The sequence below is a fragment of the Paraburkholderia metrosideri genome, assembly GCF_904848625.1.
In the GTDB taxonomy this organism is placed as follows: Bacteria; Pseudomonadota; Gammaproteobacteria; order Burkholderiales; family Burkholderiaceae; genus Paraburkholderia; species Paraburkholderia metrosideri.
The window spans coordinates 42848-69701 of record NZ_CAJHCP010000020.1 but is presented as its reverse complement, the minus strand read 5'-3'; the positions used below and the strand labels follow the sequence as shown (position 1 = coordinate 69701).

Here is a 26854-nt window from a genome sequence, read left to right as displayed (position 1 = left end):
CGCCGCGATGAAATACGTCACCGCCAGGCGCGCGGGCCTCGTTTCCTGCCACGCATGCGGGCGCGTCGAACCGCGCATCCGCTCCATTACCCCGCAACATTGCACGCGCTGCGGCGCGCGCCTTCACTCGCGCAACCCCGACAGCCTGATGCGCACCTGGGCGCTGCTGATCGCCGCCGCGCTGCTGTATATTCCGGCGAATCTGTTGCCGGTTATGCACACTGCGTCGCTGCTCGGTTCCGAAGACGACACCATCATGAGCGGCGTCGTGTACTTCTGGACCTCGGGCGACTGGCCGCTTGCGGTGATCGTGTTTATCGCCAGCATCATGGTGCCGATGCTCAAGCTGAGCGTGCTCGTGCTGCTCACCATCACCGCGCAGCGCCGCTCGCGCTGGCGGCCCGACCAGCGCACCACGCTGTACCGGATGGTCGAGCGGATCGGCCGCTGGTCGATGCTCGACGTGTTCGTCGTCACGCTGACCGTCGCGCTGGTGCGCTTCAAATCGCTTGCCGTGATTACGGCCGGGCCGGGGGCGATCGCGTTCGGCTCGGTGGTGATTCTGACCATGCTGGCATCCATGCAATTCGATCCACGCCTCATCTGGGACCACGTGGACGGCCGTACTCAAAAACCTCAGGATTCTGACCATGACTAGCCCGCAAGGACCGACGCCCGCCTCCGCCGATGCGCCGCGCAGCGATTCGAACGGACCGAAGCTGCCGCCGCAACTGCCGGACCCCGACATCGAGCCGCGCAGCCGCTGGCTGCCCTCGCTAGTCTGGGTGATTCCGCTGATTGCCGCGCTGATCGGCATCGCGCTCGTGATCAAATCGGTGACCGAAAAAGGCCCGACCATCACGATCAGCTTCATCAGCGCCGAAGGTCTCGAACCGGGCAAGACCCAGGTCAAGTACAAGGACGTGACCGTCGGTTCGGTGAAGACCATCACGCTGTCGAAAGACCTGTCGCACGTTCTGGTCGAGGTGCAACTGACCAAGGAAGGCACAAACTTCGCGGTCAAGGATTCGCGCTTCTGGGTGGTGCGGCCGCGAATCGGCGCAAGCGGCGTATCGGGTCTGACTACATTGCTTTCCGGTGCTTACATCGGCACCGACGCGGGCCGCTCGACAGACACCGAGAAAAACTTCGTCGGGCTTGAGACGCCACCGCCCATTACCGGCGACCAGAAGGGCCACCAGTTCATCCTGCATGGCGATTCGCTCGGCTCGATCGACATCGGCTCGCCGATCTTCTACCGGCGCGTGCAGGTCGGCCAGGTGGTCGGCTTCTCGCTGGATAAGGACGGCACCGGCGTGACCATGCAGGTGTTCGTGTCCGCGCCGTTCGACCAGTACGTCGGCACCAACTCGCGCTGGTGGCATGCGAGCGGCGTCGACCTGCGGCTCGATTCCAGCGGCTTCAAGCTGAACACTCAGTCGCTCGCCACGGTGATCGTCGGTGGTCTGTCGTTCCAGTCGCCGCCGGGCCAGGGCGTCGGCGCGCAGGCACCGAACAACATGACGTTCCGCCTCGCCTCCGACGAATCGGATGCAATGCGCGAACCGGACGGCGTGCCGCTGCGCGTGGTGATGAACTTCAACCAGTCGCTGCGCGGTCTGTCGATCGGTGCGACGGTCGATTTCCGCGGTATCGTGCTCGGTCAGGTGACCAACATCGGTATCGACTACGACCCGAAGACGCGCAGCTTCACGATGCCGGTGACGATGAACATCTACCCCGACCGTCTTGGCAAGCGCTTCCGCGAAACTGCGCCGCAACCGGGCAGCCTGGCGGGCCAGAGTCTGTTGCAGGCGCTGGTCAAGCATGGGCTGCGCGGCCAGTTGCGCACCGGCAATCTGCTGACGAGCCAGTTGTATGTCGCGCTGGATATCTTCCCGAAAGCGCCGCCGGCTACGGTTGATGTCGCCAGCGATCCGCTCGAGTTGCCGACTATCCCGAACACGCTCGACGAGTTGCAGGTTCAGGTCGCCGACATCGCGAAGAAGCTCGACAAGATTCCGTTCGACCAGATCGGCGACAACCTGAACAGCGCGTTGAAGAACGCCAACGGACTGTTCAAGCGTCTGGATACGGAAGTCGTGCCGGAGGCCCGCGATACGCTCACGGCCGCCAAGCAGACCTTCAACTCGGCGCAGGCCACGCTGCAGCAGGACTCGCCGATGCAGTCGGATGTTCATCAGGCGTTGCAGGAATTGACGCGCACGTTGCAGTCGCTGAATGCGCTGTCGGACTACCTCGAGCGTCATCCCGAGTCGCTGTTGCGCGGTAAATCAGGAGATAAACCATGATGTTTGCCCGGCCCCCCCGCCCGCCGCGCGGGCTCGTCCGCGGCGCTATGTATGCCGGCGCGTTGGCCGCACTGGTCGCCATGGCCGCGTGTTCGTCGCCGTCCAGCCGTTTTTACACGCTGGGCGCCGACGGCTCGGCAGCGGCGCCGGCAGCGCCCGCGCCGCTCGCCACGGCCAGAACGCTCGCGGCGCCGGGCTGGATGATCGAAGTCGCGCCGATCGACGTGCCGCCGCAGGTGGCGAAGAATCAACTGGTCGTGCAAACCGGTCCGACCCAGGTCAGGGTGCTCGAAGAGGAGCGCTGGGCGTCGCTGCCAGGTGACGAAATCCGGCGCGCGTTGTCGACCGATCTGACGCAGCAGCTCGACACCATCGACGTGTATGGCACCGCGCACCCGAACGCGACGCCGGTGTACCGCGTCAGCATGAACGTGCAGCGCTTCGAGTCGTGGCCCGGCTCGCATGCGTTGATCGACGCGGTATGGAGCGTGCGCTCGGTCAGCAGCAACGCGGTGATGACCTGCCGCAGCGTGGTGAATCAGCCGGTGGGCGAAGGCTATGACGCGCTGGTCGATGGGCATCGGCAGGCGTTGCAGCAGATCTCCGTGCAGGTTGCTTCGGCGGTGAAGGCGATGGCGGCGGTCAACTCGCAGAGCCCTTCTTCGTCGTCGGCCAAAGCGAACGTGCCGGTGCCAGCGTGTCCTTCGGCGGCTGGCAGCACGGGGACCGGCGCCTGACGTGTTCGACTCGATCAAACGGCTCATCAGGAAATGGCGTGCTTCACGCGATGGCGGTCACCAGCTCGATGCACTGCTGGCGATCGCCGACCGCAGCGCGCCCTACCCCGAACGCAGCGAATGGCTGATCGAACTGGCGCACTGGATTTGCCGGGGTCGCGCGGTCAATCCTGGCGCCGCTGAAGACACTCCCTCTCACTCGACCCCGCCGCATACGCGCATCCGTTACCTGCTTCATGTGCTCGATCGCAATCCTGCGTGGAAGGCGAACGTCGCGGGCATTCTGCGGGCGCTGCTGCGCGAAAGCGACGGCCTTTCATTGCTTTGCGACGCCGGCATGCCGGTGCATTCGGGCTTTTTCGGCGCGTTGTTCGAGCGCATCGAAGCGTCGTTGATTCCGCCTGCACCGAACCGGCGCGATCTCACCGCCATCGTCACGCTGATGTTCAGCTCGGAGCGCGACGCCGAATGGATCGCCGCGCTGCCCGCGGATCTGTTGACGCGCATTCATGCGCTGTTCGACTACGCTGAAGACCAGGATGAACAACGCGACGCCACGCCGTTTTCGCTCGACCTGCTGGCCGCGCTGCACAACCTGACCTGCCAGATCAGTTCGACGGGGTTATCGCAAACGGTGCGCAGCCGGCTGGGCGGAACGCACGCCAGTCGCGCCGGCGACGACGACATGCGCGACGCGAGCGACGTCCGCGTCGCGATGGAAAAGCAGCCGTTCTACCGCCTCACGCGCGCCATGCTCGCCGTCGAAGCCGCGCATCACGCGTTCGTGGCTGGCGGGTCGCAGGATCAGCTGCTGCGCGAGGTGAACTATCTGCGGCTGCTGCTCGACGAATGCCGGGGTGCCACCGACAAGGTGTTCGCGCATCTGTACCGTAACGGCGTCAGCGTCGACATCGTGTTCCAGGTCGAACGGATGCGCATGCGGATCGTGCGCGCCGAGCATCTGTTGAACGCCTGGATGGCGCACGACGATCCGCACGCGAACGCGCGTCTGACCGCTGAACTCGTCAACGCGAATCACGCGAGCCAGAGTGTCGCGCATCTGGTGCGCAGCAACTTTTCGCTGCTGGCGCGCAAGGTCGTCGAATACAGCGCGGATACCGGCGAGCATTACATCGCCCGCGACCGCGCCGAATACCTGAAGATGCTGCGCATGGCGGCGGGCGGCGGGCTCGTTACCGTCGTCACGGTCTGCGTGAAATTCGCCATCACCAACGCCCATTTCCACGCGATGTTCGAAGGGCTGCTCGCCGGCATCAACTACGCAGCCAGCTTCCTGCTGATGCACTTCCTGCACTTCTCGCTCGCCACCAAGCAGCCGGCGATGACCGCGCCGACCCTCGCCCGCGAGCTTGACGGGGTGGGCACGCCTGCGGGCGTCGACAGTTTCGTGAGTTCGGTGACCGCGTTGATGCGTACCCAGGCCGCTGCGGTGTTTGGCAACGTGCTGATGGTATTTCCAGTGTGCCTCGGCGTGCAATTGCTGTGGCGCGCGCTGTTTCATGCCGACATCATTTCGCCGGAGAAGGCGCACGCCACCTTGCATTCGTTCTCGCTGTGGGGGCCGACGCCGTTCTACGCTGCGTTGACCGGCGTGCTGCTGTGGTCGTCCAGTCTGCTGGCAGGATGGGCGGACAACTGGTTCGTGCTGCATCGCGTTGCCGATGCGCTCGCCTACAACCGCCGTCTGCGGATGACGCTAGGCGCAGCAGGCGCCGACCGGCTCGCACGCTTTTGCCGGATGAATGTGGCGGGGGTCGTCGGCAATATCACGCTCGGCCTGATGCTCGGGCTGGTGCCCGCAATTTTCACCGCGTTTGCGTTCCCGTTCGAAGTGCGTCATGTGACGCTCAGCGCCGGGTCGATCGGCATTTCGCTCGGCGTACTCGGCAAGGGCGCGCTGAAGCTGCCGGAGTTGTGGTGGGCGGTGGCGGGGGTCGGCAGTATGGCGATTCTCAACGTCGCCGTGAGTTTCGCGCTCGCGTTCTACATGGCGGTGAAATCGCGCGACTTGCGGCGCAATGCGGTGCGCTCGCTGCGCGGCGCGATCTGGCGCCGGGTGTTTCAGCATCCGCTGGAACTGATGTGGCCGGCAAAGGCCGAGCGCGAAGTGAGGTAACGCGGGGTGCTTGCTCCGCCCTGAACTGATGAGCGGCCAGCAGCCAATTGCCCGTGAGAGGTGGCGGACCAGCGTCGCCGGACATGCGCGACGGGTCGCCGCCGCTCATCGCTACGGCGCCGCACCGCACTGCCTACGCAGGCGTCCAGGCAATCGCACATGGCGCGCCACCCTGACCGCGTACAATAGCGCCTTATCTAACGCCCTCCGGCAACCTCAATGTCCTTCGATTTCTTCCTCCCTTGCCCTCGCGGCCTTGAAGCCTCGCTTGCGGCTGAACTCGCCGAAATTGCCGCCAACCATCTGAACGGCGCGCAATTCGTCGCCGGTGCGCAAGTGCCAGGCGGCGTGCATTTCCGCGGAGGCTGGGCCGCCGGCATGGCCGCCAACCTGCATTCGCGTCTCGCGAGCCGCGTGCTGCTGAAGATCGCGCATCGGCCGTATCGCAGCGAGCAGGATATTTACGCGCTTGCCGTCGAACAGCGCTGGGAACAGTGGTTCTCGGCGAACGAAACGCTGCGGGTCGACGTCACCGCGATCAAGTCGCCGTTGCGCAGCCTCGAATTCACCACGCTGCGTGTGAAGGATGCGATCTGCGACCGTCTGCGTGAAGTCAGCGGCGCGCGGCCCAGCATCGACACGGGCAACCCCGATGTCCGCGTGTTCGCGTTCCTGACCGCGACCGACTGCACGCTGTATCTCGACACCTCCGGCGACCCGCTGTTCAAGCGCGGCTGGCGTCTCGACAAGGGCGCGGCGCCGCTGCGCGAGAACCTCGCCGCGGGCATTCTGCGTCTGACCGGCTGGACCGCCGGCACGCCGCTGTATGACCCGATGTGCGGGAGCGGCACGTTCCTCGCGGAAGCCGCGCAGGTCGCGCTGAACATTGCCCCGGGCGCGGACCGGAGCTTCGGCTTCGAGCGGCTCAAGCAATACGAAGCAAAGACCTGGCAGACGTTGAAGGCCGCCGCGCTGGACGCCAAACACGCAGCGCGCACCTCGCGCGCCGATCTGCAGATTTTTGGCAGCGATATTTCCGGCGACATGCTCGACAAGGCGCGCGCCAACTTCCAGCGCGCCGGCTTGCCGAACATTCCGCTCAAGCAGGTCGACGCGCGCGGCATGACGCCGCCGAGTTCCGATGCGGGCATCCTGGTGGCGAATCCGCCGTACGGCGAGCGGATCGAAGTGCGCGGGCGCAATGCGCGTGGTGAGCTTCGCGAAGGTCGCGGCAATCGTGAGAATCGCGACGACGACAGCTTCCGCCGCGTTCAGGAAGAGGCGCCGGACAGCGAGTTTTTCCAGTCGCTTGGCGACGCGTTGAAGCAGCGCTTCACCGGCTGGCATGCGTTCATTCTTACGTCGGATCGCAAGCTGCCGGGGCAGTTGCGTCTGCGTGAATCGACGAAAACGCCGCTGTTCAACGGCGCACTGGAATGCCGCCTGTTCCGCTTCGATCTGATCGCAGGTAGCGTGCGTCAGCGTCCGCAGAATGCTACGCCGACCGAGTGAGGCGGAGCGCGCCTGATGCGCGCGGTCGCATAGACAACGAAAACCGTGGGGCCTTCAGGCTACGCGGTTTTTTTTCGACCGACGCTCAAGCCCTGGCTGCCTGCGCTACTGACGCTTTGCTGCTGCCCCTACTGACACCACGCTGTCAGTAGCCCCCCTGCACACTTCTTTGCACGCCATCCGGCGATTCACGCGGCTGACCCGCCGTCCACCTTGCAGGGAGAAAGTGTCATGTCCACCTCATCCAAAGTCGTTGCTTGGTTCGAAATTCCTTCTGTCGATTTCGATCGCGCCGTGCGTTTCTATGAAGCCGCTCTCGGCACCCCGCTCAATCGCCAGCAATTCGGCGATCAGCCAATCGCCGTATTCAGCTACGAGGAGCCCGCCACGGGCGGCGCCATCGTCCACAATCCGTCGATGAAACCGGCCAGCGGCGGCGTGTGCGTCTATCTGAATGCGCAGCCAAGCGTCGACGCCGTTCTTGCCCGCATCGAAAAAGCCGGTGGCAAGACCGATGGCCCGGTGATCAAGCTGCCGCAGGACATTGGCTACATCGCGTTTTTTATCGACACGGAAGGCAACCGCGTCGGCCTGCATTCGCTCACCAACGGTTGACTCGCGATAGGGTTCGCGTCGCGGCAAGCGGCTCGGCCGCACGTGTACCTGCACGCGCCGATGCTGACGAAGCATCGCATTGCGCAACCGCCTCGCCATCGCGAACCCGAACCCGAACCCGAACCCGAGCGCAGCATGCGGCGCTATCATCGCGGGACCGTCCCCGTCCTTTTCTACAAGACGCCCACGATGACGCGCCGCGCCGACCGCCTGTTCCAGATCGCCGAACTGCTGCGCGGACGGCGTCTGACCACCGCGCAACAACTCGCCGACTGGCTGCACATCTCGTTACGCACGGTTTATCGCGATGTTCGCGATCTGCAACTGTCGGGCGTGCCGATTGAAGGCGAAGCCGGTATCGGCTACCGGCTGAGCCGCGCGGCGAGTCTGCCGCCGCTCACCTTCACCGTCGATGAACTCGCCGCACTGGCCGCGGGCGCACGCATGCTCGAATCGTGGGGCGGCGCGGATTTCGCGAGCGGCGCGCGTGGGGCGTTGGCCAAGATCGCATCGGCGATGCCCGCCGACAAACGCGCGACGATCGAGAGGCTGGCGATCTTCGCGCCGTCGTTTCACATCAAGGGGGAATTTTCCACGCAACTGGACGCGCTGCATCGCGCGATCGACTCACGACACGTCGTCGGCTTTGCGTACACCGACGCCAATCAGGCGGCGACCGAGCGCCGCGTCTGGCCGCTCGCGCTCGCCTATTGGGGCGCGCGCTGGACGCTCGGCGCGTGGTGCGAATTGCGCGGCGACTTCCGCAATTTCTCGCTGGAAAAGATGGCCGACCTTCGGGTGCTGGAGCAGTATCCGGATCAGGAAGGCAGACGGCTTGCGGATTGGTTGCGGCATGTGAAGAAGAAGCCGACGTGAAGATCGCGGAGCTCCACCCGATGGGCCCGCGAACATTCTTTACGCAAGCGGCGGTCCGGATCTTCTTGTACAGCAGCTTGAACTGAAAATCGCGGGTCCGTTGCTCTGCAACCCGCGACGCCAGAGACCGTCATTCCACCGCTTTCACCATGTCCTCGATCACCTTCTTCGCGTCGCCGAACACCATCATCGTCTTGTCCATGTAGAACAGGTCGTTGTCGAGCCCGGCATAACCCGCCGCCATCGAGCGCTTGTTCACGATGACCGTGCGCGCCTTATATGCCTCGATAATCGGCATCCCCGCAATCGGCGACTTCGGATCGTTCTTCGCGGCCGGATTCACCACGTCGTTTGCGCCGAGCACCAGCACCACGTCGACCTGGCCAAACTCACCGTTGATGTCGTCCATTTCATAGACCATGTCGTACGGCACTTCGGCTTCGGCGAGCAGCACGTTCATGTGCCCCGGCATCCGTCCGGCCACTGGGTGAATCGCGTACTTCACCTCGATGCCCTTCTCGACCAGCTTGTCGGTCAACTCCTTCAACGCATGCTGCGCACGCGCAACCGCCAGCCCGTAACCCGGCACGATCACCACGGTTTCGGCATTGCCGAGCATGAACGATGCGTCGTCGGCAGAACCGGATTTCACCGGACGCTGTTCCGCCGACCCGCCGGCCACCGCCGCACCCGCCTCATTACCGAAGCCGCCGAGAATCACGTTGAAGAACGAGCGGTTCATCGCGCGGCACATGATGTACGACAGAATCGCACCCGACGACCCGACCAGCGAGCCCGCGATGATCAGCATCGGATTGTTCAGCGAGAAGCCGATGCCCGCCGCCGCCCAGCCCGAATACGAGTTCAGCATCGACACGACGACCGGCATGTCCGCGCCGCCAATCGGGATGATGATCAGCACGCCGAGCACGAACGCAATGATCGTCATGATGATGAACGGCAGCCACGCCTGCGTGAGGAAGAAGATCACGCCGAAGCCGAGCATCGCGATCGCGAGCATCAGGTTGATCAGATGCTGGCCGCCGTACACGACCGGTGCGCCCTGAAACAGCCGGAACTTGTATTTACCCGACAGCTTGCCGAACGCGATCACCGACCCCGAGAACGTAATCGCGCCGACGAACGTGCCGATAAACAGTTCGATGCGATTGCCGAACGGCAGGAACCCCGGCACCGGATATTCCGGATCGACGAGGCCGAACGCGGCCGGCTCCGATACCACCGCGTACGCGATGCAGACAGCGGCGAGACCGATCAGCGAGTGCATCGCGGCGACCAGTTCGGGCATCTTGGTCATCTCGACACGCGCCGCGACGAACGAGCCGACCGCGCCGCCGACCACCAGTGCGACCAGCAGCAGACCCAGTCCCAGGCCGAGATTCGAACCGAGCCCGTTGGCCTCCTTGATGATCAGCGCGATGGTCGTGAGAATCGCAATCGCCATCCCGGCCATACCGAAGGTATTGCCGACGCGCGCCGTCTTCGGATTGGACAGCCCTTTGAGCGCCTGAATGAAACAGACCGACGCGACCAGATAAAGCAGCGTGACGACGTTCAGGCTCATTACGCGTTCTCCTTGGCGGTCTTGTCGGCGATGAGCTTCTTCGGCTCTTTCTTGCGGAACATCTCCAGCATTCGCCTCGTGACGAGAAAGCCGCCGAACACGTTGACCGCCGCGAGCGCGACGGCAACGGTGCCAAAGAACTTGCCGGGCGTACCCAGCGTGAGGCCCGCCGCGAGCATCGCGCCGACGATCACGATCGCCGAAATCGCGTTGGTCACCGCCATCAGCGGCGTGTGCAGCGCGGGCGTGACGTTCCAGACAACGTGGTAGCCGACGTAGATCGCCAGCACGAAGATGATCAGGTTGATGACGGTGTGGTTGATGACTTCCATTGCCGCTCGCCTCCCATGCAATTTATGGCGGTCGACCGGAGTGAGTGCGTTCGCTGTTGACCCTGCAACGCACCTGCGCCGGTCCTATGCATCCCTGTTGCTCAGCCCTTGCGGGTGACTTCGCCGTCGCGGGCCAGCAGCGTGGCCGCGACGATGTCGTCCGCGAGATCGATGTTCAACGTGCCTTCCTTCGTGATGATCAGCTTGAGGAAGTCGAGCAGGTTGCGCGCGTAGAGCGACGACGCATCGGCGGGCACCATCGACGCCAGATTCGTATAACCGACGATCTGCACGCCGTGTTTGGTGACGACCTTGTCCGCCTCCGTCAGCGGACAGTTGCCGCCGCGCTGGCCCTCGTATTGCGCCCCGCGTCCGGCGGCGAGATCGACCAGCACCGAGCCCGGCTTCATCGCCTGCACGGTGTCGACCGAGATCAGCGTCGGTGCAGCGCGCCCTGGAATCAACGCGGTGGAGATCACGATGTCGGCCTGTTTCGCACGCTCGTGGACCAGCGCGGATTGGCGCGCGAGCCACGAAGGCGGCATCGGCCGCGCATAGCCGCCGACGCCCTGCGCGGCTTCGCGCTCCTCGTCGGTTTCGTAGGGCACGTCGAGAAATTTGGCGCCGAGCGATTCGATCTGCTCTTTCACCGCAGGCCGCACGTCCGACGCTTCGATCACCGCGCCGAGGCGCTTGGCCGTCGCGATCGCCTGCAGACCGGCGACGCCCGCGCCGAGAATCAGCACGCGCGCGGCTTTGACGGTGCCGGCGGCGGTCATCAGCATCGGCATGAAACGGGGGTACAGCGTTGCCGCCAGCAACACCGCCTTGTACCCGGCAATGTTCGCCTGCGACGACAGCACGTCCAGGCTCTGCGCGCGCGTGGTGCGCGGCGCGGCTTCGAGCGCAAACGCGGTGACGCCCGCCGTGGCGAGCTTCTGCGCGTTGTCGGCGTTAAAGGGATCGAGCATGCCGACCAGCGTCGCGCCGCGCTTTAGCAGCGGCAACTCGGAATCGGTAGGCGACTGGACTTTGAGAATGAGATCGGCGCCGAAAGCGCTTGCCGCGTCGACGATTTCCGCGCCGGCGGCTGTAAAGGCGTCGTCAGGAAAGCTCGCGCCGGCGCCGGCGCCGCTCTGGATCGTGACCCGATGACCCTGGCCCACGTATTTCTTGACCGTTTCAGGCGTCGCGGCGACACGGGTTTCGTGCGCGCGCGTCTCGGCTGGCACTCCGATGTGCATCGTTGTTCCTCCTCGACTTCCTGTTTGACGACAGTTCCGCCGACGAGGCACGCCGGCTTGCAAGTGCAACGGCTAACGCCCCACTGTAACCGAAACCGATTATTGGTCGAAACCGGGGACAATACGGGGGCGTTCGGGATTCAACGGGCATTGTGGAGGGTGGGTTGCATCCTCTCGGTTTCTCGCTATGCGCCGTGCGGGTTTGCGCCGTGCCGGTTTGCGCTACGCTGGCGCCGATGGTTTGCGGCTAATCTTGCTTAGCCAGTCTGGGGCTGAGCATCATGGCTGTCGCGGCCGGCGCGGTTCGCCCCACGTGGCCGCCTGGAACCGTGGTTGCCCCGCTAGGGCGAAGCAAGCTCCGCCAGCCACGGCCATCGGCGTGCATTGCCCGGCGTATCAGTCCGACCCTCCCCGGCCCGCTTCCCGGCAGCCCAGGCCTATAAACGGTAAAATGCGCACCCATGAAACCGGAAACCTGGCTGCCGCACGTCACCGTGGCGGCGATCGTCGAGCGTGACGGGCGCTTTCTCGTCGTCGAGGAACATACCGTCGACGGCTTGCGTCTGAACCAGCCCGCGGGCCATCTGGAGGCGGGCGAATCGCTGCTGGACGCGGTGATCCGCGAAACGCTCGAAGAAACGGCCCATCCGTTCGCGCCCGAGGCGCTGGTCGGCATGTATATGACCCATTTCGAGCGGCCCGGCAGCGAGGGCGTCACGTATTTGCGCTTCACCTATTGCGGCGCAGGCGGCGAACCCGACGCGGCGCGCGCACTCGACCCCGATATCGTCCGTACTTTGTGGATGAGCGCCGACGAATTGCGCGCCTGTCCCGAACGGCATCGCACGCCGCTCGTCATGCAATGCATCGACGATTACCTCGCAGGCCGGCGTTTCCCGCTCGACTTCGTGCATACGCATTCGGTCGGGCAAAAAAGGTAGCCGTCACGAGCGGCCATCCCCACGATCCATGCAGTGATGCAGCACCCAGTGAGCACCTTATGAGCAAGCAGAAAGTCGTAGTAGGCATGTCGGGCGGCGTCGATTCGTCGGTTACCGCGTGGCTGCTGAAGGAACAGGGCTACGACGTGGTCGGCCTGTTCATGAAAAACTGGGAAGACGACGACGACAGCGAATACTGCTCGACGCGGCAGGACTGGATCGACGTGGTGTCGGTCGCGGATCTGATCGGCATCGACGTCGAAGCGGTGAATTTCGCGTCCGAATACAAAGACCGCGTGTTCGCCGAATTCCTGCGCGAATACTCGGCCGGCCGCACGCCGAATCCGGACGTGCTGTGCAACGCCGAAATCAAGTTCAAAGCGTTCCTCGATCACGCGATGTCGCTCGGCGCGGAAACCATCGCGACCGGCCACTATGCGCGCGTGCGCGAGAACAACGGCCGCTTCGAACTGCTGAAGGCGTTCGACCATACGAAAGATCAGTCGTACTTTCTGCATCGGCTGAATCAGGCGCAGTTGTCGAAGACGCTGTTCCCGTTGGGCGAGATCCCGAAGACCAAGGTGCGCGAGATCGCTGAACAGATCGCGTTGCCGAATGCGAAGAAGAAGGATTCGACCGGTATCTGCTTTATCGGCGAACGGCCGTTCCGCGACTTCCTGAACCGCTATCTGCCGACCCAACCAGGCCCGATGAAAACCACCGACGGCAAAGTAGTCGGCGAACACATCGGCCTCGCGTTCTACACGTTCGGTCAGCGCAAGGGCATCGGCCTCGGCGGCAGCAAGGACGGCAGCGGCGAACCGTGGTTCGTGGCCGGCAAAGACATTCCGTCGAACACGCTTTATGTCGCGCAAGGGCACGATCATTCGTGGCTGCTGAGCCATACGCTGAGCGCCGGCAACACGAGTTGGGTCGCAGGCGAGCCGCCGGCGGAAGGCTTTACAGGCGGTGCGAAAACGCGTTACCGCCAGGCGGATGCGCCGTGCACCTTCAACGCGGCGAAGATCAACCCGGCAAACGGCGACGGCAAAGGCCTTTTCGAACTGACTTTCGATACCGCGCAGTGGGCTGTCACACCGGGGCAATCGGCGGTGCTCTACGATGGCGACGTATGCCTGGGCGGCGGCATCATCGAACATGCGGTGACGGGGCAGCCGGTCGCGCGTCAGCCGCAAAAGGCGGCGCTGCTGGGCGGGCGTTAAATCTCGGGCGCCGGCGAGTCGTGAGGTCTGGTCACACTCGCCCGCGTGGCTTCATCTTTGTGTTTTTCACCGGGCGTGCCGTCTGCACGCCGCACCCACGCTTCGGCGTTCCCAGCCGGGGCTAGCTTCACCATAACAAGCAGCCATCAGTTTTCCCTCGCGGCGGATTCCGTCTGCGCCGACAGCGTCGACGATCCCGCCGTGACGATCTTCACTGCACTGGAGTCCCCATGTTTTCTCGACGTTATCTGGCCATGTGGTGCGCAGTTGCGCTGCTGGCCGTCTGCACGGTGCTCGCCGTCACTCACCAGCTTTCGTGGCTTTGCGTCGTCGTGCCGCTCGCGCTCGTCGCGCTCGGCCTGTTCGACCTCACGCAGCAGCGCCACGCGATTCTGCGCAACTATCCGCTGTGGGGCCATTTCCGTTTCATGTTCGAATTCATTCGGCCGGAAATCCGCCAGTATTTCGTTGAAAACGATACCGACGAAAAGCCGTTCTCGCGCGTCCAGCGCAGCATCGTTTATCAGCGTGCGAAGAACGACGTGGACAGCCGCCCGTATGGCACCGAACTCGACGTCAAGGCCGTCGCGCATGAATGGATCAGCCACTCGCTCGCGCCGACCACGCTCGATAACCACGACTTCCGCGTGGTCGTCGGACCGGATCGCGCGCAACCGTATTCGATGTCGATCTTCAACGTCTCCGCAATGAGCTTCGGCTCGCTGTCGGCGAACGCGATCATGGCGCTGAACCTCGGCGCGAAGAAAGGCAACTTCGCGCACGACACCGGCGAAGGCTCGATGTCGAAATATCACCGCGAACATGGCGGCGACATCATCTGGGAAATTGCGTCAGGTTACTTTGGGTGCCGCAACGACGACGGCACCTTTAGCGCGGAAAAATTCGCGAAGCAGGCCGCCGAGCCGCAAGTGAAGATGATCGAAGTGAAGCTGTCGCAAGGCGCGAAGCCCGGTCACGGCGGCGTGCTGCCCGCAGCGAAGATCACGCCGGAAATCGCCGAAACGCGCGGCGTGCCGATGGGCCGCGATTGCATCTCGCCCGCCACGCACTCCGAGTTCTCGACGCCGCGTGGCCTGCTCGAATTCGTCGACCGTTTGCGCACGCTGTCCGGCGGCAAACCGACCGGCTTCAAGCTGTGTATCGGGCATCCATGGGAATTCTTCGGCATTGCGAAGGCGATGCTGGAAACCGGGATTCTGCCGGACTTCATCGTCGTGGATGGCGCGGAAGGCGGCACTGGCGCCGCGCCGCTGGAGTTCACCGATCACGTCGGCGTGCCGTTGCAGGAAGGTCTGCTGCTGGTTCACAACACGCTGGTCGGGATCGGCCTGCGTCAGCGGATTCGCATCGGCGCGAGCGGCAAGATGATCACCGCGTTCGATATCACCAAGACGCTCGCGATCGGCGCCGACTGGGTCAACGCGGCGCGCGGCTTCATGTTCGCGGTCGGCTGCATCCAGGCGCAGACCTGCCACACCGGCCGCTGCCCGACCGGCGTCGCAACGCAAGACCCGGTGCGTCAGCGCGCGCTGGTCGTGCCGGACAAGGCCGACCGCGTATTCAACTTCCACCACAACACGCTGCATGCGCTGAAGGAGATCATTCAGGCGGCGGGGCTAAAGCATCCAGCGGAATTGCGCGCGCATCACATCGTGCGGCGCGTGTCGTCGCATGAGGTGCGGCTGATGTCGGAGTTGCTGAAGTATCTGGACCCGAACGATCTGATTAACGGCAAGTATCGCTATTCGCTGTTCGAAAAGTACTGGCCGGTCGCGCAAAGCGACTCGTTTTCACCGAAGGTGGAATTGGCGGCGACGTAACAGAGACGCCATCACCGATCAGCAGAGGGCCGCAACACGCGGCCCTTTGTCGTTCAAAAACCGCACACCTTCGCGTCCGACCCCGCAAAACGGACACCCCCTTCCCTTTCCGTTAAAATCTACGGTTTAGCACTTCGCTCCACGGCCATCCCGTGCGCTTCGGCGCCTCGCGGGTCGGCCCACTGCCCGAAAGGCACTTCATGCTCACGTTTCAGCAAATCATCCTGACGCTGCAGTCCTACTGGGACAAGCAGGGTTGCGCGTTGCTCCAGCCGATCGACATGGAAGTCGGCGCGGGCACGTCCCACGTTCATACGTTTCTGCGCGCCATCGGCCCCGAGCCGTGGCGCGCCGCTTATGTGCAGCCGTCGCGTCGTCCGAAAGACGGCCGTTATGGCGAAAACCCGAACCGTCTGCAGCATTACTACCAGTACCAGGTGGTCCTCAAGCCGGCGCCGGAAAACATCCTCGACCTGTACCTCGGCTCGCTCGAAGCACTCGGCTTCGACCTGAAGCAGAACGACGTGCGTTTCGTCGAAGACGACTGGGAAAATCCCACGCTCGGCGCATGGGGCCTCGGCTGGGAAGTGTGGCTGAACGGCATGGAAGTGACGCAATTCACGTACTTCCAGCAAGTCGGCGGTCTGGATTGCAAGCCGGTGCTCGGCGAAATCACGTATGGCCTCGAGCGCCTCGCCATGTATCTGCAGAAGGTCGAAAACGTCTACGACCTCGTGTGGACCGAATGGGAAGAGCAAGGCCCGAACGGCCCGGAAATCCGTCGTCTGACTTACGGCGACGTGTATCACCAGAACGAAGTCGAACAGTCCACGTACAACTTCGAGCACGCGAACGTCGACCTGCTGTTCACGTTCTTCAACAGCTACGAAGCGGAAGCGAAGCGCATGATCGAAGCGCAGATCGCGCTGCCCGCCTATGAACTCGTGCTGAAAGCCGGTCATACATTCAACCTGCTCGACGCACGCGGCGCCATTTCGGTCACGGAACGCGCGGCGTATATCGGCCGGATTCGCGCGTTGTCGCGTCTGGTCGCCCAGGCTTACTACGAGTCGCGCGAAAAGCTCGGCTTCCCGATGCTCGGCAATCCGGTGCACGGCGTGCCTGGCCTCACCACCGACGCGCAAGATGCCGCGATGCCTGCATGGGCGCCGCCGCTGAAAGTCGAACGCAAGATCGACCCGGACTGACGAGAACATCACCAAATGACTCAACCCCATCAAGCTACCCTGCTCGTCGAACTGTTGACCGAAGAACTGCCGCCGAAAGCACTCGCGCGTCTCGGCGACGCGTTCGCTGAAGGCATTGCGCAGCGCCTCGCGGCGCGCGATCTGATCGACGGCGAAGTGTCGTTCGAGCGTTATGCAACGCCGCGCCGTCTCGCGGTCACGATCAAGAACGTCCGCGCGGTTGCGCCGGAAAAACAGGTGCGCGAAAAAGTGCTGCCGGTTTCCGTCGCCCTCGACAAAGACGGTCAACCCACCGCACCGCTCGCGAAGAAACTGGCGGCGCTCGGCTTCCCCGACTTCTCGGTGAACGACCTGGAGCGCGCGCAGGACGGCAAGGCCGAAGCGTTCTTCCTGCGCTACGCCGCGCCGGGTGCGACACTCGCCGACGGCCTGCAAGCCGCGCTCGACGAAACGCTGACCAAGCTGCCTATTCCGAAGGTGATGACCTATCAGCGTCCGGACGGCACCAATGTGCAGTTCGTGCGTCCGGTGCAGCGTCTGACTACGCTGCACGGCGACGAAGTCGTGCCGGTCAGCGCACTGGGCATCGACGCCGACGACACCACGCTCGGCCACCGCTTCCTGTCCGAAGGCTTCGTGCAGATCCAGCACGCCGACGCGTACTCCGAGACGCTGATGCACAAGGGCCGCGTGGTCGCCAATTTCGCCGACCGCAAGGAAACCATCCGCACGCATCTGCTCGCGCAAGCCAATGGCGACCAGGTGGTGATGCCTGAATCGCTGCTCGACGAAGTGACGTCGCTGGTCGAATGGCCGGTGGTCTACTCGTGCCGTTTCGAGGACGAGTTCCTGCAAGTGCCGCAGGAATGCCTGATCCTCACGATGCAGACGAACCAGAAATACTTCGCGTTGACCGACGCAAGCGGCAAACTGCGTTCGCGCTTCCTGATCGTGTCGAACATCGAAACGTCGACGCCGGGCGATATCGTCGAAGGCAATGAACGTGTGGTGCGTCCGCGTCTGGCCGACGCGAAGTTCTTCTTCGAGCAGGACAAGAAGAAGCCGCTCGCCGACCGCGTGCCGCTGCTCGCGAACGTCGTCTATCACAACAAGCTGGGTTCGGCGCTGCAACGCGTCGAGCGCGTCGAAGCGCTGGCCGGTGCGATTGCCGGCATGACCGGCGCGGACGTCACGCTTGCGAAGCGCGCCGCGCGTCTGGCCAAGGCCGATCTGATCACCGACATGGTCGGCGAATTTCCCGAGCTGCAAGGCACGATGGGCACGTACTACGCGCGCCACGACGGCGAGCCGGAAGAAGTCGCGCTCGCGTGTTCGGAGCACTATCAGCCGCGTTTCTCGGGCGACGCACTGCCCACCACCGCGACCGGCACTGTCGTCGCGTTGGCCGACAAGCTCGAAACGCTGGTCGGCATCTGGGGCATTGGCCTGCAGCCCACCGGCGAAAAAGATCCGTTTGCGCTGCGCCGTCATGCGCTCGGCGTGCTGCGTATCCTGGTCGAGAAACAACTGCCGGTCGACTTCGTCGAACTGCTGCGCGCCGCTTACGCGCAATTCGCCGCGGTGCCGAACGTCGCCGATTCGACGCAAGCCATTTACGAATTCAGCATGGACCGCCTGCGTGGTTTGCTGCGCGAACGTGGTTATGCAGCGGGTGAAATCGACGCGGTGCTCGCACTGAATCCGACGCATCTCGACGACATCGTCGCGCGTCTCGACGCCGTGCGCGAGTTCGCCACACTGGCCGAAGCGGCATCGCTCGCGGCGGCTAACAAGCGCATCTCGAACATCCTGAAGAAGTCGGAAGGCGGTGCGACCGGTGGCGTGCAGGTCACGCTGCTGATCGAAGCGGCGGAAAAGGCGTTGCATGCGCAACTCGAACAAGTCGCGCCGCGCGTGCAAACGCAACTCGCCGCACGCGACTACACGGGCGCACTCACCGCGCTCGCCGCGTTGCGTGAACCGGTCGACACATTCTTCAACGACGTGATGGTCAACGCCGAAGATCTGGCGTTGCGCGCTAACCGTCTGGCCCTGCTCGGCGCACTGCATCAGCAGATGAACTGCGTCGCCGACATCTCCCGACTCGCCACCTGAGCCCCGCACCATGCCGACCAAAAAAGTGGTGATCCTCGACCGCGATGGCGTGGTGAACGTCGACTCCGACGCGTTCATCAAATCGCCGGACGAATGGGTCGCCCTGCCCGGCTCGCTCGAAGCAATCGCACGGCTGAATCAGGCCGGCTATCGCGTGGCGATTGCGACCAACCAGTCGGGCATCGGCCGCGGCCTGTTCGACATGAACGCGCTCAATGCGATGCATCTGAAAATGCACCGGATGGCGGCGGCGGTCGGCGGCCGTATCGACGCGGTGTTCTTCTGCCCGCATACGGCAGAAGATCACTGCGAGTGCCGCAAGCCGAAGCCGGGCATGCTGAAGATGATCAACGAGCGTTTCGAAGTCGAGCCGGCCAATACGCCGGTCGTCGGCGATGCGATACGTGATCTGCAAGCGGGCGCGGCGCTCGGTCATCCGACTCATCTGGTGTTGACGGGCAAGGGCCGCAAAACACTCGCGGCCGGCAATCTGCCCGAAGGCACGATCGTTCACGACGACCTGCGTGCGTTCGCGCTCGACTTCCTCGCCGACGCCCACGAGTAACGCACGTCAACCACGCTAACCACGTCACGCGCGTTCACCACTCTCACCGACCACGCCGATGCGCTTCATTCGTTCTTTGCTTCTGCTGATTTACTTCGTGCTGTTCACGGTGCCGTACGCGACCGCGTGCTTCATCGCGTTCCCGTTCATGCGCGCCGACAATCGCTACTGGATGGCCGCCGGCTGGTGCCGCGCGACACTGAATACGGTCCGCTGGCTCAACGGCATCCGCTACAGGATCGAGGGCTTCGAGAATCTGCCTGATGGTCCGGCGGTGCTGCTGTCCAAGCATCAATCCGCATGGGAGACGCTGGCCTTTCCCGCGTTGATGCCGAAGCCGTTGTGCTACGTGTTCAAGCGCGAACTGCTGTACGTGCCGTTCTTCGGCTGGGCGCTCGGCATGTTGAAGATGGTTCACATCGACCGCAAGGAAGGCAAGTACGCGTTCGAGTCGGTCATCCGGCAAGGCAACGCGCGGATGGCGGAAGGCGCCTGGGTCATCATGTTTCCGGAAGGCACGCGCACGCAGACCGGCAAGCAGGGCAAATACAAAACCGGTGGTGCGCGCTTTGCGATTGCCACCGGCGCACCGGTCGTGCCGATTGCGCATAACGCAGGACGTCTATGGCCGCGCAACTCGTTTCTCAAATATGCGGGTATAGTCACAGTGTCGATCGGCAAGCCGATTGAGACAACGGGGCTCACGCCCGACGAAGTGAACACGCGCGTCGAACAGTGGATCGAAGCTGAAATGCGCCGCATCGATCCTACTGCGTACCGCGCGGCGGAAAGCGATTCCGCCGCCGCACCAATCTGACGCGCCCACGCCCTCGAAGGCGTATTGCGCGAAGCGAATCCGATGCAGAAGTCTCCCACGTCGCAGCCCGCTGCGGCGCTCGATAACCGGCAACTCGATCTCCCGCTCTTCGCCGAGCCGGGGTCGACGTCGTCGTCCCCTTCGCCCTCGGCACCTTCACCGGGTTCGTCTGTCAATCAGCGGCCGGCCGCGCCGCTTGCACCAGACGGCAGCAAACTGCGCAGCCTGACCATCGGTTCGCGCACGCTGCACTACGCGTTGAAACGCTCGGCGCGTCGCTCGATTGGTTTTGCCATCGACAGCACCGGTCTGACGATCACCGCACCACGCTGGGTCACGCTCACCGATATCGAAACCGCGATCACCGAAAAGCAGCGCTGGATTTTCACGAAGCTGATCGAATGGCAAACGCGCGTCGAACAGCGCGCGCTGCCCAAAGTCGACTGGAAAGATGGCGCTGAGGTGCCCTATCTCGGTCGCCCCGTGCGCGTGAAACTGGGCGCGCCGCAAGGTACGCTGGTGTTCAGTGCTGAGAACGCGGCTCTTCAAGTGCCGTTACCGTTGCAGGCCGATCCGCAGCAGATCAAAGACCGCGTGCAAGGTTGGCTGCAAAGCGAAGCCAAGCGGCTGTTCGGCGAACGTCTCGCTATTTATGCGGAAAAGCTGGGTGTGAACTATCGCGCGTATGCGCTTTCTTCGGCGGCCACACGCTGGGGCAGTTGTTCGAGTGACGGCAAGATTCGGCTGAACTGGCGGCTGATTCATTTTCCGCTGTCCATTATCGATTACGTCGTCGCACACGAACTCGCGCATCTGCGTGAGATGAATCACAGCCCGCGCTTCTGGCAAACGGTCGAATCGATTTTTCCGGAATTCCGCGAGGCGCGGCAGACCTTGAAGTCGCATCCGCCGGAATTGCTGCCGACGCTTTGAGCCGTCCTTCATGCTGTGAAGCCGGCGCTTCGGTGTGAAGCGCCGGGTGGTTCGAATCATCAACTAGCTGCTATCCGCCAATCGTGACGATTGGCGGCTGACTAGCGGCCTGACCCACGGCCCGGTTCAACGCTCATTCCGCGCAGAGCGTTTCCTGCAAATGAAGCCACGTTACCTTGCCGTGCGCATCGAGCTCCATCACCGCTGTTGAGCGCCGCACGTTCGCATTGCCCGTGCTATCGCGCTGATACTCGCGATACGTCACCACCGCACCCGACGCGTACTCCGCGACCATCGCCATATCGCGAATCGTGATTTGCGAGCCGGGGCGCGCGCCGCGCAACTTGCCGAACACCTCGCTCAAACCGTTGCGATCGAGCGCGGCACCGGACGGCATCACCAGCGAGAATTGCGGCGCGAAACGCGCCACGATTCGTTGCAGCGCGCCGTCATCCACAGAGCCGTCGAACCATGCCTGAATGTCAACGTGAATATCGACGAGTTCTTTGAAGTAGGGATTGTTGTTATTCATTGTGTTGAACCGGGTCGCCCACCAATTACTTTTTCTTCTGGATGAACTCGATCTTGTAGCCGTCCGGGTCCGTGACGAAAGCGATGACGGTGGTGCCGTGTTTCATCGGGCCGGCTTCGCGCACGACCGTGCCGCCTTGCGCCTTGATCTTGTCGCACGCAGCGTACGCGTCTTCAACTTCCACCGCGAGGTGACCGAAACCGGTGCCCAGATCGTATGACGGGGTGTCCCAGTTGTGCGTCAGTTCGAGGACGGTGCCGTCGCGCTCATCCGTGTAGCCGACGAAAGCCAGCGTGAATTTGCCGTCCGGATAGTCTTCGCGGCGCAGCAGTTTCATGCCGAGCAATTCGGTGTAGAAGGCAATTGAGCGATCCAGGTCGCCGACCCGGAGCATGGTATGAAGCAGGCGCATTGTGCACTCCCTGTTACGTGAAAACGAGACCGTCAATGTACCCGGAATCACGCGGCGCTGCAGAGCGCGGCACACCTGTGGCGGCATTCAGAACTGATGCCGCAGTCCCGCCATCAGGCCGAGTTGCGTGCTTTTCTGCGCGAGCCCGACGCCATTGACGCCTTGCAGTTGCGCACCGATCAGCCCGCCGCGATACAGCGAATAATCGCCTTCCAGATAGACGTCAGTATGCTTTGACAGGCCGTAGTCGGCGACCAGTTGATACTGCCATGCCGAGCCGTCCTGTGCGGCGCTCGTGCCATCCTGCAACGTGCGCCATACGTTGGCGGCAAAGTGCCAGGCGTTGCCCGCCTGCTGTGTGATGCCGCCCATGATCATCCGGCGTCGCGCGAAATCCGTGTACTTGAGCGCGGCCAGCACAGGCGCGGAGAACGGCCCATTGGCGAAATTAGAAAATCCCGCATCGCGCTGATTGACGATGTAGCCCGCCGAAAAGCGCGTGTAATTCCACGTGTACGAGCCACCGAACGTCCACGCTTTCAGCGCGGCGCCGTTGATCGAGTCCTTCGATTCCGCGTACGCGCCGCCGACGCTGAACGGGCCACCCGCCGGTGCGTACGCGGCGGCCGCGCCAACCTGACTGCCGTACGAATTGCCCGCGTTGCCGCCAAACGCGTAACCGGCCGCAAAGTTAAAACCGTTGTATTTCGCCTGATATTGCACCTGGTTGCTGGTCCAGATGCCGCCGGTCATCGTCACTTCCGGCTGGAAGCTGAAATCGTACGGAATCCAAAGATTGCTGCCGTAGCCGCCTATCGTGATGCCTTCGATCATCACGTTGTACTGGCGCCCCAGGATCACCTGGCCGAACGAATCCGAACGCACACCCACTTGTGCTTCGTTGAAGAACGGCAGCGTGGGATCGCTTTGCCCACTGTTGATGTAGAAGCGGTTTTCGAGCTTGAAGAAGGTGGACCATCCGCCGCCCAGATCCTCGACGCCCTTCAGGCCCCAGCGGCTTTGCGTGATACCGCCGACACCCAGCCCAACCGACGCATCGCCGGCCGTGTTCACGTTGGTCAGATAGCGCACGCTTTCGTCGACGACACCGTAAAGCGTCACGCTGGACTGCGCATGCGCCGCCTGACAGATCAATGACGCGATGGTTGCGGGCACGACGCTCGCCATCCAGCGGCTCAGCTTTCTCATATCGTTCCTCGTACCGTCGGCGTCGCGCGCGGACCGGGTGCGTCGGCAGAAGCAGCGAGGACCCATTGATCCTGCGTGCTGCACGCGCGCGCTTCGCGTTGACGCGTGGCGGCATTGCTGTGATGCAGTCCGTACGAATAGCCTGACGAAACACGTGTATTCGCACCTTAGCGCGAAACGTTGGCGGCACGAAATTAGTCGTGGGTGCGTGTTGCGCGGGTGTTGCCAAGTCCGCAACTGGATCAGCAAAAGCTTGCAGGCCGTATGAAGCACGCGTAGAACGTAGGGGCTTCATCTGCCGGATGGCGGCGGTTTGATATCGTATGAGTTGCGATGACGGTTAGGTATTGCTGAAATCGGGCATGACAGATCGCTCGTTGCAACGGTGGCCGCGGGCCCTTTGGCGTTGTCGAGCCTCGGGCTTTTAACTGTGGCTGTAGCCATCGCCTTTGCCTTGACCGCCGCTTCGACTAGCCATTCGGCCGACTAGCCCGATCCCCTGCTTCAGCAGATACTGTCGACCGCACCGTTCCTCACTGATTCAGCCACCACGCCAACCAACCGCCCATGAGCATCGCCGTCGTGCCTGCCCGCCGCGCTCCGGATAGCTTCGCCATCCTGTTGATGATCGGCTTGTGCGCGATCTGGGGACTTCAACAAGTGGCCATCAAGAGCACAAACGCGGCATTACCGCCGGTGTTTCAGGCGGGTTTGCGCTCCGCGATTGCGGCTGTGCTCGTATGGGGCTGGGCGCGCTCGCGCGGTACACCGCTCTTTCGCGACGACGGCACGCTCGGCGCCGGCCTAGTCGCGGGCATGCTGTTCGCCGCAGAGTTCATCTGCATTTTTCTCGGACTGACGCTAACCAGCGCATCGCGCATGGCGGTCTTTCTGTACACGGCGCCGTGCTTTACGGCGCTCGGTCTGCACTGGTTTGTCGACGGCGAACGGATGCGGCGCATTCAATGGATCGGCATCGTTGTCGCGTTTGCGGGGATGTCGCTGGCATTCGCCGACGGCTTCCTGCATGGGCACGCCGGGCGCGGATCAGCGCTCCCGGAGGTAGCCGGCGACGCGCTCGGCATACTGGCCGGCATCGCGTGGGCCGCGACGACCGTAGTGGTGCGCGCAACCTGCCTCGCTCAATCGAGCGCGAGCAAAACGCTGTTCTATCAACTGACGGTGTCGGCGGTGGTGCTGCTTGCGCTGGCACTTGGGCTCGGTCAGATCCGCGTGGAAAACGTCACGCCGGTCGCGCTGGCGAGCCTCGCGTATCAGGCGGTGGTCGTCGCATTCGTCAGCTATCTGGTGTGGTTCTGGCTGCTGACGCGTTATATCGCTTCGCGCCTGTCGGTATTTTCGTTTTTGACGCCGCTGTTCGGCGTGACATTCGGCGTATTGCTGCTCGGCGAGTCGTTCAGCGCGCGCTTTCTGATGGCCGCGGCGCTGGTGCTGAGCGGGATTGCGCTGGTGAATGCGCCGGCGAAAAAGCGGCTCAACGCTTAGTTCACAGGTCGGGCCTGGCCACACCTGAGATGACCTGGCGCAGTCCTGACCTAACGGCCGCCATGCCTGGTTTCTGTGGCTGCGGGCCTGGCCAGTTACCCGCGTCAGCCCGACATCTCACTCAGCGGCGCGTCACGCGCAAACTACTTCTTCTCCGCCACGATCTGCGCCACCTGCACATACTCGGCAACCGACACATCTTCGGCCCGGCGTTGCAGATCAAAGCCAATCGCGTCGAAATCCACCGAATCGCGATACATCGCCAGCGTGTTGCGCAACATCTTACGACGCTGCGAGAACGCCGCCGTCACCACTTCGCCGAGCACGCGCTCGTTCACCGGCGCCAGTTCGTGCAACTCGTGCGGGATCATCCGCACGATCGCGGAATCGACCTTCGGCGGCGGGTTGAACGATTCGGGCGGCACGTCGAGTTGCTTGTCGATGACGTAGCGATATTGCAGCATCACCGAGAGGCGGCTGAATGCCTTGCTGCCCGGCTCCGCGACCATCCGCTCAACGACTTCGTTCTGCAACATGAAATGCTGATCGATCACGCGATCCGCGAACGTCGTCAGGTGAAACAGCAACGGGCTCGAAATGTTGTACGGCAGATTGCCGACAATGCGCAGCGACGCCTTCTCGCCAGGCGCGGCCAGCGAGCCGAAGTCGAATGCGAGCGCGTCGCCCGCATGCAGCTCGAGCAGATCGCCGAATCGGGTCTTCAGGCGCCCGATCAGATCGCGGTCCAGTTCGACCGCGTGCAGCGGCGTTTCGGGCGTCGCAAGACGCTCGATCAGCGGTTCGGTGAGCGCACCGAGCCCCGGCCCGATTTCGACCATGCGCTCGCCGCGCTGCGGCCGGATCACGTCGACGATCGAATCGATCACGCCCATGTCGACCAGAAAGTTCTGACCGAAACGCTTGCGCGCGATATGACCCTGGTGGCGGCCCTGCTGCTGTCTGCTGGTGGACATCGAAAAAAACGCTAAGAAAGAAAACTGCTTAAAGAGAAGAATGCGCGTCGTGCGCCGAATTTGGGGTGAGCAGACCGTGCAAGCGATGCGTCGGTCATGGCTTCACGCCTGAGATCCTGCAACAGCGCGGCACGGTTCACGCACTGCCGGACATATCCCGCTACATCACGAAACGCAGTAGAAGCTGCGCCGCTGCCGCGCCAGATCAGCCCACGCGGCGGTGCTGCGCCATCGACACCGCGGTATCGATCGCGGCGATCAGGCTGCCCGCGTCAGCGCGGCCGGTGCCGGCCAGATCGAGCGCGGTGCCGTGATCGACCGAGGTGCGGATGATCGGCAAGCCGAGCGTCACGTTGATGCCTTCGCCAAACGTGGCGTACTTCAACACCGGCAGACCCTGATCGTGGAACATGGCCAGCACGCAGTCGGCCTGCTCGAGATAACGTGGCTGGAACAGCGTGTCGGCCGGATAAGGACCGCGCGCGTCGATACCTTTATCGTTCGCGCGATTCAGCGCCGGTGTGATGACCTCGATTTCCTCGCGGCCCAGGTAACCATTCTCGCCCGCATGCGGGTTCAACCCGGTTACGAGGATACGCGGCGCGGGTAAGCCAAAGTGATTCCGCAAATCCTGGTCGATGATCGAGAGCGTCTCGACAATGCTCTCGATCGTCAACGCAGCGGAGACATCTTTCAGCGGCAAATGGGTGGTCGCGAGCGCCACGCGCAGCGGCCGCTTGCCGGTGCCGGCCAGCATCATCACCACACGCGGTGTGTGGGTGCGTTCGGCCAGATATTCGGTGTGGCCGGTGAACGGCACACCAGCGTCGTTGATCGTGCTTTTTTGCAGCGGCGCGGTCACGATCGCGTCGAACCTGCCGGCCACTGCGCCGTCGATCGCGCTATCGAGCAGATCGAGCACGTAGCGGCCATTGGCGGCGTTCAGCCGGCCCGCCAGCGACGGCGCGCCGAGCGCCGTGTGCTGCACCCGTACGCGCTTGCCGTCCGCCACCAGCGCGGCCCAATCGACTCCCACAGCGCGCGCACGTTCGGCGAGCAGACTCGCATCGCCCAACACGGTGAACTGCGCGGTGGGCCAGTGCGCCGCCGCGCCGGCCAACGCCTGCGCGGTCAGTTCGGGGCCGACGCCGGCGGGTTCGCCGGTCGTGATCGCGATCTGTAACGGCAGGCTGGTGGACGGGGCGGCGCTTGTCATGATGGCTAAAAC

24 protein-coding genes are annotated in these 26854 nt (G+C 63.4%); 16 read left to right on the top strand and 8 right to left on the bottom strand.

All coding sequences use genetic code 11. From position 1 onward, the window contains the following. The first annotated feature begins 7 nt into the window (after positions 1-7). The 7 genes from LMG28727_RS31480 to LMG28727_RS31450 all read left to right on the top strand — a co-directional run bounded on the left by LMG28727_RS31480 (position 8) and on the right by LMG28727_RS31450 (position 8189). On the top strand, positions 8-658 hold the full coding sequence (locus LMG28727_RS31480) for a paraquat-inducible protein A (protein WP_201646214.1): 651 nt from the start codon (positions 8-10) through the stop codon (positions 656-658). Continuing rightward, positions 651-2312 (top strand): PqiB family protein, encoded by a 1662-nt coding sequence (locus LMG28727_RS31475; RefSeq protein WP_201646213.1) that lies wholly within the window; start codon positions 651-653, stop codon positions 2310-2312. Before LMG28727_RS31480 ends, LMG28727_RS31475 begins: the two co-directional genes overlap by 8 nt. After that, positions 2309-3049: a PqiC family protein gene (locus LMG28727_RS31470; protein ID WP_201646212.1), complete on the top strand. Its 741-nt coding sequence runs from the start codon at positions 2309-2311 to the stop codon at positions 3047-3049. Before LMG28727_RS31475 ends, LMG28727_RS31470 begins: the two co-directional genes overlap by 4 nt. A 1-nt stretch (position 3050) precedes the next feature. After that, positions 3051-5186: a site-specific recombinase gene (locus LMG28727_RS31465; protein WP_201646211.1), complete on the top strand. Its 2136-nt coding sequence runs from the start codon at positions 3051-3053 to the stop codon at positions 5184-5186. A 219-nt stretch (positions 5187-5405) separates the two neighbouring features. Further along, positions 5406-6698, top strand: coding sequence for a THUMP domain-containing class I SAM-dependent RNA methyltransferase (locus tag LMG28727_RS31460; protein ID WP_201646210.1), 1293 nt, complete (start codon positions 5406-5408; stop codon positions 6696-6698). 231 nt (positions 6699-6929) lie between these two features. After that, complete coding sequence (locus LMG28727_RS31455; protein WP_201646209.1) at positions 6930-7313, top strand: VOC family protein; 384 nt, start codon at positions 6930-6932, stop codon at positions 7311-7313. Between the two features lie 135 nt (positions 7314-7448). Beyond that, positions 7449-8189: a helix-turn-helix transcriptional regulator gene (locus tag LMG28727_RS31450; RefSeq protein WP_201646239.1), complete on the top strand. Its 741-nt coding sequence runs from the start codon at positions 7449-7451 to the stop codon at positions 8187-8189. Between the two features lie 130 nt (positions 8190-8319). Here LMG28727_RS31450 and LMG28727_RS31445 read toward each other — a convergent pair whose 3' ends face one another. The 3 genes from LMG28727_RS31445 to LMG28727_RS31435 form a co-directional block, all read right to left on the bottom strand. Continuing rightward, positions 8320-9774, bottom strand: coding sequence for an NAD(P)(+) transhydrogenase (Re/Si-specific) subunit beta (locus tag LMG28727_RS31445; protein WP_201646208.1), 1455 nt, complete (start codon positions 9772-9774; stop codon positions 8320-8322). Then, complete coding sequence (locus LMG28727_RS31440; RefSeq protein WP_144144498.1) at positions 9774-10106, bottom strand: NAD(P) transhydrogenase subunit alpha; 333 nt, start codon at positions 10104-10106, stop codon at positions 9774-9776. The genes LMG28727_RS31445 and LMG28727_RS31440 overlap by 1 nt, the downstream gene beginning before the upstream one ends. 101 nt (positions 10107-10207) lie before the next feature. Then, positions 10208-11350 carry a Re/Si-specific NAD(P)(+) transhydrogenase subunit alpha gene (locus LMG28727_RS31435; RefSeq protein ID WP_201646207.1) on the bottom strand — a complete coding sequence of 381 codons (1143 nt, stop codon included), beginning with the start codon at positions 11348-11350 and terminating at the stop codon, positions 10208-10210. Positions 11351-11811: 461 nt separating this feature from the next. Between LMG28727_RS31435 and LMG28727_RS31430 the strand changes: the two genes are divergently transcribed. The 8 genes from LMG28727_RS31430 to LMG28727_RS31395 all read left to right on the top strand — a co-directional run bounded on the left by LMG28727_RS31430 (position 11812) and on the right by LMG28727_RS31395 (position 20993). Then, positions 11812-12291 (top strand): NUDIX hydrolase, encoded by a 480-nt coding sequence (locus tag LMG28727_RS31430; protein ID WP_201646206.1) that lies wholly within the window; start codon positions 11812-11814, stop codon positions 12289-12291. Between the two features lie 59 nt (positions 12292-12350). Continuing rightward, on the top strand, positions 12351-13514 hold the full coding sequence (mnmA, locus tag LMG28727_RS31425; protein WP_201646205.1) for a tRNA 2-thiouridine(34) synthase MnmA: 1164 nt from the start codon (positions 12351-12353) through the stop codon (positions 13512-13514). Positions 13515-13744: 230 nt separating this feature from the next. After that, positions 13745-15355, top strand: a complete 1611-nt coding sequence (locus tag LMG28727_RS31420) for an FMN-binding glutamate synthase family protein (RefSeq protein WP_201646204.1) — start codon at positions 13745-13747, stop codon at positions 15353-15355. 200 nt (positions 15356-15555) lie between these two features. After that, entirely contained in the window at positions 15556-16563 is a 1008-nt protein-coding gene (gene glyQ / locus LMG28727_RS31415; protein ID WP_074763047.1) for a glycine--tRNA ligase subunit alpha, read from the top strand. A gap of 15 nt (positions 16564-16578) precedes the next feature. Continuing rightward, positions 16579-18678 (top strand): glycine--tRNA ligase subunit beta, encoded by a 2100-nt coding sequence (gene glyS / locus LMG28727_RS31410; RefSeq protein ID WP_201646203.1) that lies wholly within the window; start codon positions 16579-16581, stop codon positions 18676-18678. A gap of 10 nt (positions 18679-18688) precedes the next feature. Further along, positions 18689-19243 (top strand): D-glycero-beta-D-manno-heptose 1,7-bisphosphate 7-phosphatase, encoded by a 555-nt coding sequence (gmhB, locus tag LMG28727_RS31405; RefSeq protein WP_201646202.1) that lies wholly within the window; start codon positions 18689-18691, stop codon positions 19241-19243. Between the two features lie 58 nt (positions 19244-19301). After that, positions 19302-20060 carry a lysophospholipid acyltransferase family protein gene (locus tag LMG28727_RS31400; RefSeq protein WP_201646201.1) on the top strand — a complete coding sequence of 253 codons (759 nt, stop codon included), beginning with the start codon at positions 19302-19304 and terminating at the stop codon, positions 20058-20060. Between the two features lie 42 nt (positions 20061-20102). Beyond that, entirely contained in the window at positions 20103-20993 is an 891-nt protein-coding gene (locus LMG28727_RS31395; RefSeq protein ID WP_201646200.1) for a M48 family metallopeptidase, read from the top strand. A 133-nt stretch (positions 20994-21126) separates the two neighbouring features. Here LMG28727_RS31395 and LMG28727_RS31390 read toward each other — a convergent pair whose 3' ends face one another. The 3 genes from LMG28727_RS31390 to LMG28727_RS31380 all read right to left on the bottom strand — a co-directional run bounded on the left by LMG28727_RS31390 (position 21127) and on the right by LMG28727_RS31380 (position 23146). Then, on the bottom strand, positions 21127-21525 hold the full coding sequence (locus LMG28727_RS31390) for a nuclear transport factor 2 family protein (protein WP_201646199.1): 399 nt from the start codon (positions 21523-21525) through the stop codon (positions 21127-21129). Positions 21526-21550: 25 nt separating this feature from the next. Continuing rightward, on the bottom strand, positions 21551-21937 hold the full coding sequence (gloA, locus tag LMG28727_RS31385; protein ID WP_201646198.1) for a lactoylglutathione lyase: 387 nt from the start codon (positions 21935-21937) through the stop codon (positions 21551-21553). An 87-nt stretch (positions 21938-22024) separates the two neighbouring features. Then, entirely contained in the window at positions 22025-23146 is a 1122-nt protein-coding gene (locus tag LMG28727_RS31380; protein ID WP_201646197.1) for a porin, read from the bottom strand. 567 nt (positions 23147-23713) lie between these two features. Here LMG28727_RS31380 and LMG28727_RS31375 point away from each other — a divergent pair. After that, a complete protein-coding gene (locus LMG28727_RS31375; RefSeq protein ID WP_201646196.1) occupies positions 23714-24652 on the top strand; it encodes a DMT family transporter in 939 nt (312 codons plus the stop codon). Positions 24653-24795: 143 nt separating this feature from the next. On the opposite strand, the gene rsmA is transcribed toward LMG28727_RS31375, so the two are convergent. Both rsmA and pdxA read right to left on the bottom strand, forming a co-directional pair. After that, positions 24796-25626 (bottom strand): 16S rRNA (adenine(1518)-N(6)/adenine(1519)-N(6))-dimethyltransferase RsmA, encoded by an 831-nt coding sequence (gene rsmA, locus LMG28727_RS31370; protein WP_201646195.1) that lies wholly within the window; start codon positions 25624-25626, stop codon positions 24796-24798. Between the two features lie 205 nt (positions 25627-25831). Then, positions 25832-26842 (bottom strand): 4-hydroxythreonine-4-phosphate dehydrogenase PdxA, encoded by a 1011-nt coding sequence (gene pdxA / locus LMG28727_RS31365; RefSeq protein WP_201646194.1) that lies wholly within the window; start codon positions 26840-26842, stop codon positions 25832-25834. Between the last annotated feature and the right edge of the window lie 12 nt (positions 26843-26854).

Coding starts and splice junctions, on each gene's coding strand:
- LMG28727_RS31480 (WP_201646214.1), top strand. CDS start 8: ATGAAATACGTCACCGCCAGGCGCGCGGGCCTCGTTTCCTGCCACGCA.
- LMG28727_RS31475 (WP_201646213.1), top strand. CDS start 651: ATGACTAGCCCGCAAGGACCGACGCCCGCCTCCGCCGATGCGCCGCGC.
- LMG28727_RS31430 (WP_201646206.1), top strand. CDS start 11,812: ATGAAACCGGAAACCTGGCTGCCGCACGTCACCGTGGCGGCGATCGTC.
- pdxA (WP_201646194.1), bottom strand. CDS start 26,842: ATGACAAGCGCCGCCCCGTCCACCAGCCTGCCGTTACAGATCGCGATC.
- LMG28727_RS31450 (WP_201646239.1), top strand. CDS start 7,449: ATGCGGCGCTATCATCGCGGGACCGTCCCCGTCCTTTTCTACAAGACG.
- rsmA (WP_201646195.1), bottom strand. CDS start 25,626: ATGTCCACCAGCAGACAGCAGCAGGGCCGCCACCAGGGTCATATCGCG.
- gloA (WP_201646198.1), bottom strand. CDS start 21,937: ATGCGCCTGCTTCATACCATGCTCCGGGTCGGCGACCTGGATCGCTCA.
- gmhB (WP_201646202.1), top strand. CDS start 18,689: ATGCCGACCAAAAAAGTGGTGATCCTCGACCGCGATGGCGTGGTGAAC.
- glyS (WP_201646203.1), top strand. CDS start 16,579: ATGACTCAACCCCATCAAGCTACCCTGCTCGTCGAACTGTTGACCGAA.
- LMG28727_RS31445 (WP_201646208.1), bottom strand. CDS start 9,774: ATGAGCCTGAACGTCGTCACGCTGCTTTATCTGGTCGCGTCGGTCTGT.
- LMG28727_RS31420 (WP_201646204.1), top strand. CDS start 13,745: ATGTTTTCTCGACGTTATCTGGCCATGTGGTGCGCAGTTGCGCTGCTG.
- LMG28727_RS31435 (WP_201646207.1), bottom strand. CDS start 11,350: ATGCACATCGGAGTGCCAGCCGAGACGCGCGCGCACGAAACCCGTGTC.
- glyQ (WP_074763047.1), top strand. CDS start 15,556: ATGCTCACGTTTCAGCAAATCATCCTGACGCTGCAGTCCTACTGGGAC.
- LMG28727_RS31460 (WP_201646210.1), top strand. CDS start 5,406: ATGTCCTTCGATTTCTTCCTCCCTTGCCCTCGCGGCCTTGAAGCCTCG.
- LMG28727_RS31390 (WP_201646199.1), bottom strand. CDS start 21,525: ATGAATAACAACAATCCCTACTTCAAAGAACTCGTCGATATTCACGTT.
- LMG28727_RS31455 (WP_201646209.1), top strand. CDS start 6,930: ATGTCCACCTCATCCAAAGTCGTTGCTTGGTTCGAAATTCCTTCTGTC.
- LMG28727_RS31395 (WP_201646200.1), top strand. CDS start 20,103: ATGCAGAAGTCTCCCACGTCGCAGCCCGCTGCGGCGCTCGATAACCGG.
- LMG28727_RS31470 (WP_201646212.1), top strand. CDS start 2,309: ATGATGTTTGCCCGGCCCCCCCGCCCGCCGCGCGGGCTCGTCCGCGGC.
- LMG28727_RS31400 (WP_201646201.1), top strand. CDS start 19,302: ATGCGCTTCATTCGTTCTTTGCTTCTGCTGATTTACTTCGTGCTGTTC.
- LMG28727_RS31380 (WP_201646197.1), bottom strand. CDS start 23,146: ATGAGAAAGCTGAGCCGCTGGATGGCGAGCGTCGTGCCCGCAACCATC.
- mnmA (WP_201646205.1), top strand. CDS start 12,351: ATGAGCAAGCAGAAAGTCGTAGTAGGCATGTCGGGCGGCGTCGATTCG.
- LMG28727_RS31375 (WP_201646196.1), top strand. CDS start 23,714: ATGAGCATCGCCGTCGTGCCTGCCCGCCGCGCTCCGGATAGCTTCGCC.
- LMG28727_RS31440 (WP_144144498.1), bottom strand. CDS start 10,106: ATGGAAGTCATCAACCACACCGTCATCAACCTGATCATCTTCGTGCTG.